The organism is Neisseria sp. 83E34 (assembly GCF_001308015.1).
Classification (GTDB): Bacteria; Pseudomonadota; Gammaproteobacteria; order Burkholderiales; family Neisseriaceae; genus Neisseria.
This window is the reverse complement of the sequence record NZ_LGYH01000018.1, coordinates 1-8,735: the sequence shown is the minus strand read 5'-3', so window position 1 is coordinate 8,735 and position 8,735 is coordinate 1. Positions and strand designations below refer to the sequence as shown.

Genomic DNA, 8,735 nt, shown 5'->3' with positions numbered 1-8,735 from the left:
ATATAAAATCAGATAGATACCACTCGTCAAGATTATCTTGATTAATAGAAATATGATGAAGAAAATCTTTTAACTTATTTTCTAAATTCATTTTATTTAATCCTTAAATTTAAAATCAATTGTCTTGCCAGTTCTTATATTTTGAACATAATGAATTTGAATTCCATTAACGTTTTGAGCTTTCTTTACCCAGCCATCTTTAGCGAACAGCCCATTTTTTGTATCACTCATTTTTATAGGCAGTTGTCGTCCACTTGGATTACTTTTAACTTCTTCCATAGCCAATTTTTCTTTTAAATTTCTAGGCTGTGTTCTACCTGTACTAATTTTGTCCAATCTGCTTTGTTTGCATTTCCCAACACACTTTTGAGCCGCTTTCTTACTTGCCCTAGCTGCTTTCGATATGGGCAATCAGGCGGTTGATACGGTCGTATTCGAAGGCCTCATGGCTGCTGTCGGGATAGTCGGTGCTGATGTGGTTGCCGGCTACGTCGTAATGGTGACAGGCAGCCATTGGGTGTTGTAGATGTAATCGGTGCCGTTATTTTCTTTAAGGCGGTTGCCTTTGGGTGATGAGTGGGCAGCAAGAATTTTTTCAGACAGCCTCTTTCAAAGCTAAGAAATTACAAAACATAAATGCGTGTGTGGCTGCTCCACACACCCTTGTGTAAAGAGATGTTTTATGCAGGCGACGACTTGCTACCTGTGAAAGAAATATTTCATACAAGCTGAGGCTTAGGTATGATATTTAAGGCTAATCTAGTTCGGTCCCTTTCATTATTTCTTCAAAAATTCTTTTATCATCATTATTTTTTATATCTAGAAAAGATATAAATTGACAATTTTCTTGATTAGAACATGCCATAATTAAGAATTGATGTAAAATATCATCTATAATTAAATTATTTATAGTATCATATTGATAACTAGTTGTAATAACATTTAGAAAATATTCATTCTTATCTGCCTCTGCTTCTAATAAATAATCAAATTCATCTTCCAGCCATTTTGCATTTTTTCCTATAAAAATTAGCCATACTAAATGATATTTTCTAATCTCTTTAAAAAATTCTAAATAATTTATTTTATCAATACAGTTGCTGCTTATTAGAATAATAGTTGGAATATCATTTTCAATACCCAAACTAGCTATATTGTTAATATTGATGTTATAATAATTTCTATTAATTTTCATTTTGTTACCTATTCCATAATATTATTCATATTTTCTCATAATATCACTTATATTTTTTTGAAATGCCTTGATTTCCTTCTCCCAATGCTTTATTCGTCCTTCTTGTTGTTTTTTAATAATATCCTTCGGTAAATTTTCCATTCCTGGGCGAACAGTTGGATTCTTTTTAAACTCTTCAATTTTCTTCTTATGTTCATCGATTAATTTTTCGTATGAACGAATAGACTTTTTATCAGAATCAGATAATTTTGAAAATTTATTAGATTTTTTACCACATTTCCCAACACACTTTTGAGCCGCTTTCTTACCTGCCCTAGCTGCTTTCGATAACACACTTATTGCCGCTCTGCCAATTGCAGCAAGACCTGCTGCAACATAAGGAAGAAATGCCCACAAGCCCAAAGCATCAGTCCAACTTTGTGCATTGGGTGCAAATTGATACAGGTTCGTTCCACCTTCCAACCCAATCGGGTCTTGGTTGGTAAAGCGTCCCGTCTCTGCTTCGTAATACCGGAAGAAGTTGTAATGCAGCCCCGTTTCAGAATCGAAATACTGGTTCTGCAACCTGAACGGCTGATGAACGTTTTCATAGATGCGCTTTTCAGACGCAAGAGAACCCCAAGCCGAGTAGCTGCCGTACCACAGTAAATTACCGTGGATGTCGGTCATCTCGTGAGGCGTGCCAATCTGATTGTTGTGGAAATAAAAAAGATATTGTTGTCGGTCTTTGTGATTATCAAAAATTTGCGCCAGCGGTTCGTAAGAATCTTGATCGGTGTAAATGTAGGTATAGCTGCCTTTGTAGTTGTATTCCTGAAGCAGTCTTGTTCCGTCCCAAACGAAATGTGTCCGTTTCGGTGCGGTGCTTGTCCACTCCAACTTGTCTTTGCGTTCTTTGCTCAATCTGCGCCCGAACGGGTCGTAAGCGTATTCCCAAACTTCGGTGTTGCCTGCGGGTTTCTTAATCTCCGTTCTGATTAACCGGTTTTCTGTATCGTAAACGAAGTATTGGCTCTCGCCGTTGGGCAACTGGCGGTAAATCATATTGCCCAAAGCATCGTAGGTGTATTCGATGCCGTTGTATGCTTCGAGGCGGTTGCCTTTGCCGATGTTGCGGCCTTTTATGCGGCCGGTGTGATGCCTGTCTGAAAGGTTTTCAGACAGGCCTTTCGTGTCTTTGAGGCCGTCTGAAACGTTATCCGACAGGATATTGTGTGCCGGGTCGAAGGCGAACTTTTCGCTGCGGCCGGTTTGTTTGTTGACGGCGCTTTCAATCCGCCCGAGTTTGTCGTACACGTAATCCAATACGCCGCTGCGTTGGTCGGCGGTCTGAATCAGGTTGCCGGCTTTGTCGTAGCGGTAGCTTCTGCGCACTGCGCCGCCGACTAAGGTGTTGAGTTTGCCGTTGTGCTGCAAGGTGCGGTTGGCGGTGGCGGTTTGGTTTTTCAGACGGCCCATCGGGTCGTAGTCGTAGCGGCTGGTTAAGGCGCCCTGTGTTCTTTGGATTTCCTGATGCAGCCGGTCGCGTTCGATGTCGCTGATGGTTTCGCCGTCGAGGTTGATTTGGTGCAGGTGGCCGCTGCCGTAGTAGAGGTAAAAGCTGAGGAACGAGACTGCCTATGGTGTTACCGAAAGATGCCATAGTTGTCCGGGGGTTGAGGGGTTGTTGCCGTGGCCGTCTGAAAAATAAGGGGTTAAAGGATTATAGCGTAATATGGGGCGTTTTTTTCAGACGGCCTTGGGTGTTTGAGGCTGTCTTAAAGGGATTGGTTCAATCTGCAATTTTTGGTGAGAACAACTCAACTTGAGGTTTGCACCTGAAAGAGAGTTGGTCTTGGGAACTCAAGCTACGATTGCTGTTTTTTTATTTAAATATAAAAGATACATATAAATTCTTATCTTCCAAGATGGATAAGTAATTTTCAGCTGAATCAATACTATCTTTTGAGGAAATACCATTATAATACCAACTATCATAATTATGAGAAAATACATTGTTGGAATTTACAGTATAAATATCCCCTCCCAAAATAATCAAATTGAGTTCCTTGATTAACTTAAGTGCTTCTAATGCAATAGCTTTAGGTATAATGATTACATTTTCGCCTTCATCAAAAAGACTTATGCCATTTTTGATATATAAATTTAACAATTCATTCATTTTACATATCCTTAAATTTTATTTTTTATTTGGTTTGAATAATCTGTGATTAATATTACCATTTGGTTCTTTAATATACTCAAATACTCCATCTTTACCCTTGTAAGAACCGGGTATTTCTAATTTTTGGCGTACAACACCATCTCCGCCCTTAATTTTAGTTACCTTTCCAGATTTGGCAAAACCATCTACTGATTGTTGGAAACCATGATAATCGCCTGAAGAAGCTTGCTTCTTAACTTTTTTATATATTTTGTTCCTTCTAAAAATTTATCTGATTTACATTTCCCAACACACTTATTAGCTGCTGTCTTACTTGCCCTAGCAGCTTTCGATATGGGCAATCAGGCGGTTGATGCGGTCGTATTCGAAAGCCTCATGGCTGCCGTCGGGATAGTCGGTGCGGATGTGGTTGCCGGCTGCGTCGTAATGGTGACAGGCAGCCATTGGGTGTTGTAGATGTAATCGGTGCCGTTATTTTCTTTAAGGCGGTTGCCTTTGGGTAATGAGTGGGCAGCAAGAATTTTTTCAGACAGCCTCTTTCAAAGCTAAGAAATTACAAAACATAAATGCGTGTGTGGCTGCTCCACACACCCTTGTGTAAAGAGATGTTTTATGCAGGCGACGGCTTGCTACCTGTGAAAGAAATATTTCATACAAGCTGAGACTTAGGTGTGATATTTAAGGTTAAGTTACTTCAGCCCTTTATAAAAAACCTGAAATGTCTAATGGTTAGTGTACAATTTCTATTTTCATCTTGAATTTTGTTTATCTTTACCAGGTTTAGAATAGTTATTAATTAGTTCATATGTAGTATATTTAATAAATTAGAAATTAAATCTTTTGCATCTTTTTCATAATATTTTTCCCACTTCTTACTCCAATTAATTGGTTTACCATCATCTTCCCAATCAGACAAGGCTAATGAGTTTAAAATTTCTAACTCATTCCAGCAATTTTTATATTTATCTATATCAATATTTTTTAAATATTTACGCTCAATATAATTCATTAAAAATTCTGTATTATTTACAAAAGATGCAAATAAAAAAAGATTTTCACTAGCTTTATTTGCTTCAGTTAAAAATTTATCTATAGCAAATATCATTTTATTTACCACCATGCATAACAGTTACAACCTTACTTTTCTTATTGGTAACTACCGTAATTTTGTTAATTTTATCATAATGCACGGTTGAAGCACCTCTACTGGGACTTTTAGTACCCGTTTTAATTGTATTTTCTACAACAGAAGGCATAATCCCTCTATCTTGCATTCTATCTAAAGCATGGCCTGAATACTTCCTTTTGCCAATTTTGGCTGGTAAATTTCTTACAGGTTGATATGACGGATTTTTAGGCTGGTTCATTTGGAAACGCCTACTTCCCAAAAAGCCTGAGTTTGGATTTTCTTTATCGCATTTCCCAACACACTTATTAACCACTTTCTTACTTGCCCTAGCAGCTTTTGACAACACACTTATTGCCGCTCTACCAATTGCAGCAAGGCCTGCTGCAACATAAGGAAGAAATGCCCATAAGCCCAAAGCATCAGTCCAACTTTGTGCATTGGGTGCAAATTGATACAGGTTCGTTCCACCAACCAACCCAATCGGGTCTTGGTTGGTAAAGCGTCCCGTCTCTGCTTCGTAATACCGGAAGAAGTTGTAATGCAATCCCGTTTCTTCATCAAAGTATTGGTTTTGCAACCTGAACGGCTGATGAATGTTTTCATAGATGCGCTTTTCAGACGCAAGGGAGCCCCAAGCCGAGTAGCTGCCGTACCACAGTAAATTGCCGTGGATGTCGGTCATCTCGTGAGGCGTGCCAATCTGATTATTGTGGAAATAAAACAGATATTGTTGTCGGTCTTTGTGATTATCAAAGACTTGCGCCAGCGGTTCGTAAGAATCTTGGTCGGTGTAGATATAAGTGTAATTACCCTTATAAGTGTATTCCTGAAGCAGTCTTGTTCCGTCCCAAACGAAATGTGTCCGTTTCGGTGCGGTGCTTGTCCACGCCAACTTGTCTTTGCGCTCTTTGCTTAACCTGCGCCCGAACGGGTCGTAAGCGTATTCCCAGATTTCGGTGTTGCCTGCGGGTTTCTTAATCTCCGTTCTGATTAACCGGTTTTCCGTATCGTAAACGAAGTATTGGCTCCCGCCGTTAGGCAGTTGGCGGTAAATCATATTGCCCAGGGCATCGTAGGTGTATTCGATGCCGTTGTATGCTTCGAGGCGGTTGCCTTTGCCGATGTTGCGGCCTTTTGTCCTGCTGATGTGATGCCTGTCTGAAACCTTATCCGACAGGATATTGTGCGCCGGGTCGAAGGCGAACTTTTCACGGCTGCCGCTCTGTTTGTTGACGGCGCTTTCAATCCGCCCGAGTTTGTCGTACACGTAATCCAATACGCCGCTGCGTTGGTCGGCCGTCTGAATCAGGTTGCCGGCTTTGTCGTAGCGGTAGCTTCGGCGCACTGCGCCGCCGACTAAGGTGTTGAGTTTGCCGTTGTGCTGCAACGTGCGGTTGGCGGTGGCGGTCTGGTTTTTCAGACGGCCCATCGGGTCGTAGTCGTAGCGGCTGGTTAAAGCACCCTGTGTTCTTTGGATTTCCTGATGCAGCCGGTCGCGTTCGATGTCGCTGATGGTTTCGCCGTCGAGGTTGATTTGGTGCAGGTGGCCGCTGCCGTAGTAGAGATAATTGAGGCTGCGGCCGTCGGGGAGAACGGTTCGGGTACGGTTGCCGAGCGGGTCGTAGGCGTAGCCGACGCCGGCGCTTTGGCCGTTGTGGACGGTGGTTTCGCCGACGGGTCGGTCGAGTACGTCGTAAACGAGTTCGACACTGCTGTGGCGGTTGCGGGCTTTGATCAGATTGCCGGTCAGCGGGTCGGATTGTTAAAGAACGAAATTTAAGACGGCCTAAATCGCTTAGAGGCCGTCTGAAAAAGGTTTGGTTAAATCTACGGTTTTTTGTTGAGTTTGACAACTTAATCTACGTTTGCTGGCTCTATAACTTATTTCATAATACTATTTTTAAGAATACGGAATAATTGTTACCTAATTCCGCTTCTAGCCTTTTAAGTAAATTTTCTCCTTTATTCTTAAAGGATAATTCTTCTTCTTTATTTTTAAATCCAGAATTTAATGGGTCTTCCATATTTAGAGTATTATCATATTCGTTTGCCCATTGTATTAAATCATCGGCAAGCATGGCAGATATTGGTAAAGAATGTGGGTCTATATTACCCCAATTATCATCATCTACACCCCACAATGGGTAACAATGATAATCAGGCATTAATTTTAATGTAATCATTTGATTTCCTTTTATCTATCTTATTCTTCCAGCTGGATTTGCTCCAACAATAAATCCATTACTTCCAGTGGTAACAGCAATGCGATTTTTCTGTCCATTAATCATAACTTCATAAATAGGCCGTCCTGTTCCCTGGCCTTGATACCCAACAATCCTGCCTTTAGTTACAGCTTCCATTACAGTAGCCGGTATATTTTCCCTAGATACCCCAATACGTGCAAAATCACTTCCATGTTCTTTAATAATATGTTCTAGACCTGCTTTAGCATTGCCTTTTTCTAAAAATACTACTTTTCCAGAAGGTGTTCTTCCTGTTGCAAGTAAATCGTCCGGGTTAAATTTAATGCCATTAGCTCTTAACTCATCCACATCTTTAGAATCAACCTTACATCTATTGCATTTAGACTTTGAAAGAATCTTTGATATTAATTGTTTAATTGATTTTAAAAGACGGGCTCTTAACCCCAAAGTATCTATCCATCCTTGAACATTTGGTGCGAAGAAATAAAGATTATCCCCGCCCATCAACCCAATCGGGTCTTGGTTGGTAAAGCGTCCCGTCTCTGCTTCGTAGTAACGGAAGAAGTTGTAATGCAATCCCGTTTCTTCATCAAAGTATTGGTTTTGCAACCTGAACGGCTGATGAATGTTTTCATAGATGCGCTTTTCAGACGCAAGGGAGCCCCAAGCCGAGTAGCTGCCGTACCACAGTAAATTGCCGTGGATGTCGGTCATCTCGTGAGGCGTGCCAATCTGATTATTGTGGAAATAAAACAGATATTGTTGTCGGTCTTTGTGATTATCAAAGACTTGCGCCAGCGGTTCGTAGGAATCTTGGTCGGTGTAAATGTAGGTATAGCTGCCTTTGTAGTTGTATTCCTGAAGCAGTCTCGTCCCGTCCCACACGAAATGTGTCCGTTTAGGCGCGGTGCTTGTCCACGCTAACTTGTCTTTGCGCTCCTTGCTTAACCTGCGCCCGAACGGGTCGTAAGCGTATTCCCAAACTTCGGTGTTGCCTTCTTTCTTTTTGATTTCGGCTCTGACGAGTTGGTTTTCGCTGTCGTATTGGAAGAATTGGCTCCCGCCGTCGGACAGTTGGCGGTAAATCATATTGCCCAAGGCATCGTAGGTGTATTCGGTGCCCTTGTATGTTTCGAGGCGGTTGCCTTTGCCGATGTTGCGGCCTTTTATGCGGCCGGTGTGAGGCTTGTCTGAAAGGTTTTCAGACAGGCCTTTGTCTTTGAGGCCGTCTGAAACCTTATCCGACAGGATATTGTGCGCGGGGTCGAAGGCGAACTTTTCGCGGCTGCCGCTCTGTTTGTTGACGGCGCTTTCAATCCGCCCGAGTTTGTCGTACACGTAATCCAACACGCCGCTGCGTTGGTCGGCGGTCTGAATCAGGTTGCCGGCTTTGTCGTAGCGGTAGCTTCGGCGCACTGCGCCGCCGACCAGGGTATTGAGTTTGCCGTTGTGCTGCAATGTGCGGTTGGCGGTGGCGGTTTGGTGTTTCAGACGGCCCATCGGGTCGTAGTCGTAGCGGCTGGTTAAGGCGCCTTGGGTTCTTTGGATTTCCTGATGCAGTTTATCGCGTTCGATGTCGCTGATGACTTCGCCGTCGAGGTTGATTTGGTGCAGGTGGCCGCTGCCGTAGTAGAGGTAATTGATGCTGCGGCCGTCGGGCAGAACGGTTCGGGTACGGTTGCCGAGCGGGTCGTAGGCGTAGCCGACGCCGGCGGTTTGGCCGTTGTGGACGGTGGTTTCGCTGACAAGTCGGTCGAGTACGTCGTAAACGAGTTCGACGCTGCTGTGGCGGTTGCGGGCTTTGATCAGGTTGCCGGTCAGCGGGTCGTAGTCGAAGCGGGTGCGGCTGTAGTGTTTGCCTTCTTCGGCGGGAACGGGGGTGCCGTCGATGCGGCGGCTGGTTTTTTCCACCAGTTGGCCGAGGATATTGCGTTTGAAGCGGTGGATGTGCCAAATCTCGGGGCGGTCGGCTTTGGAGCCGTCTGAAAGGCCGTATTCGGTTTGTTCGGTCAGTTGGCCGGCGGCATCGTAGGCGTAGCCGGT

At 43.1% G+C, this 8,735-nt stretch carries 11 protein-coding genes; 1 reads left to right on the top strand and 10 read right to left on the bottom strand.

Annotated elements, in window-relative coordinates; all coding sequences use genetic code 11:
* Positions 1–96 precede the first annotated feature (96 nt).
* The 8 genes from AKG09_RS12270 to AKG09_RS11270 all read right to left on the bottom strand — a co-directional run bounded on the left by AKG09_RS12270 (position 97) and on the right by AKG09_RS11270 (position 5,917).
* Positions 97–336, bottom strand: a complete 240-nt coding sequence (locus AKG09_RS12270) for a hypothetical protein (protein ID WP_231623942.1) — start codon at positions 334–336, stop codon at positions 97–99.
* A 52-nt stretch (positions 337–388) separates the two neighbouring features.
* The gene (locus AKG09_RS12355) at positions 389–514 is read right to left on the bottom strand and encodes a hypothetical protein (RefSeq protein WP_255351146.1); all 126 of its coding nucleotides are present in this window, start codon (positions 512–514) and stop codon (positions 389–391) included.
* A gap of 240 nt (positions 515–754) precedes the next feature.
* On the bottom strand, positions 755–1,195 hold the full coding sequence (locus tag AKG09_RS11290) for a hypothetical protein (RefSeq protein ID WP_054619534.1): 441 nt from the start codon (positions 1,193–1,195) through the stop codon (positions 755–757).
* 21 nt (positions 1,196–1,216) lie between these two features.
* Complete coding sequence (locus AKG09_RS11285) at positions 1,217–2,653, bottom strand: RHS repeat domain-containing protein (protein WP_231623941.1); 1,437 nt, start codon at positions 2,651–2,653, stop codon at positions 1,217–1,219.
* A gap of 406 nt (positions 2,654–3,059) precedes the next feature.
* Entirely contained in the window at positions 3,060–3,356 is a 297-nt protein-coding gene (gene imm40 / locus AKG09_RS11280) for an Imm40 family immunity protein (protein ID WP_054619533.1), read from the bottom strand.
* A gap of 321 nt (positions 3,357–3,677) precedes the next feature.
* A complete protein-coding gene (locus tag AKG09_RS12085) occupies positions 3,678–3,803 on the bottom strand; it encodes an RHS repeat domain-containing protein (RefSeq protein ID WP_231623940.1) in 126 nt (41 codons plus the stop codon).
* Positions 3,804–4,155: 352 nt separating this feature from the next.
* Complete coding sequence (locus AKG09_RS11275; protein ID WP_054619532.1) at positions 4,156–4,479, bottom strand: hypothetical protein; 324 nt, start codon at positions 4,477–4,479, stop codon at positions 4,156–4,158.
* Positions 4,466–5,917: an RHS repeat-associated core domain-containing protein gene (locus AKG09_RS11270; RefSeq protein ID WP_082392033.1), complete on the bottom strand. Its 1,452-nt coding sequence runs from the start codon at positions 5,915–5,917 to the stop codon at positions 4,466–4,468. Before AKG09_RS11270 ends, AKG09_RS11275 begins: the two co-directional genes overlap by 14 nt.
* Before the next feature lie 42 nt (positions 5,918–5,959).
* On the opposite strand from AKG09_RS11270, the gene AKG09_RS11265 reads away from it, so the two are divergent.
* Positions 5,960–6,268 carry a hypothetical protein gene (locus AKG09_RS11265; protein WP_156320848.1) on the top strand — a complete coding sequence of 103 codons (309 nt, stop codon included), beginning with the start codon at positions 5,960–5,962 and terminating at the stop codon, positions 6,266–6,268.
* 106 nt (positions 6,269–6,374) lie between these two features.
* Here AKG09_RS11265 and AKG09_RS11260 read toward each other — a convergent pair whose 3' ends face one another.
* Entirely contained in the window at positions 6,375–6,671 is a 297-nt protein-coding gene (locus tag AKG09_RS11260) for a hypothetical protein (protein WP_054619530.1), read from the bottom strand.
* A 15-nt stretch (positions 6,672–6,686) separates the two neighbouring features.
* Positions 6,687–8,735, bottom strand: a 2,049-nt coding sequence (locus AKG09_RS11980) for an RHS repeat-associated core domain-containing protein (protein ID WP_197272155.1), incomplete at its 5' end; no start/stop codon positions are given.

Coding starts and splice junctions, on each gene's coding strand:
- AKG09_RS12355 (WP_255351146.1), bottom strand. CDS start 514: ATGGCTGCCTGTCACCATTACGACGTAGCCGGCAACCACATCAGCACC.
- AKG09_RS11290 (WP_054619534.1), bottom strand. CDS start 1,195: ATGAAAATTAATAGAAATTATTATAACATCAATATTAACAATATAGCT.
- AKG09_RS11285 (WP_231623941.1), bottom strand. CDS start 2,653: ATGGGCCGTCTGAAAAACCAAACCGCCACCGCCAACCGCACCTTGCAG.
- imm40 (WP_054619533.1), bottom strand. CDS start 3,356: ATGAATGAATTGTTAAATTTATATATCAAAAATGGCATAAGTCTTTTT.
- AKG09_RS12085 (WP_231623940.1), bottom strand. CDS start 3,803: ATGGCTGCCTGTCACCATTACGACGCAGCCGGCAACCACATCCGCACC.
- AKG09_RS11275 (WP_054619532.1), bottom strand. CDS start 4,479: ATGGTGGTAAATAAAATGATATTTGCTATAGATAAATTTTTAACTGAA.
- AKG09_RS11270 (WP_082392033.1), bottom strand. CDS start 5,917: ATGGGCCGTCTGAAAAACCAGACCGCCACCGCCAACCGCACGTTGCAG.
- AKG09_RS11260 (WP_054619530.1), bottom strand. CDS start 6,671: ATGATTACATTAAAATTAATGCCTGATTATCATTGTTACCCATTGTGG.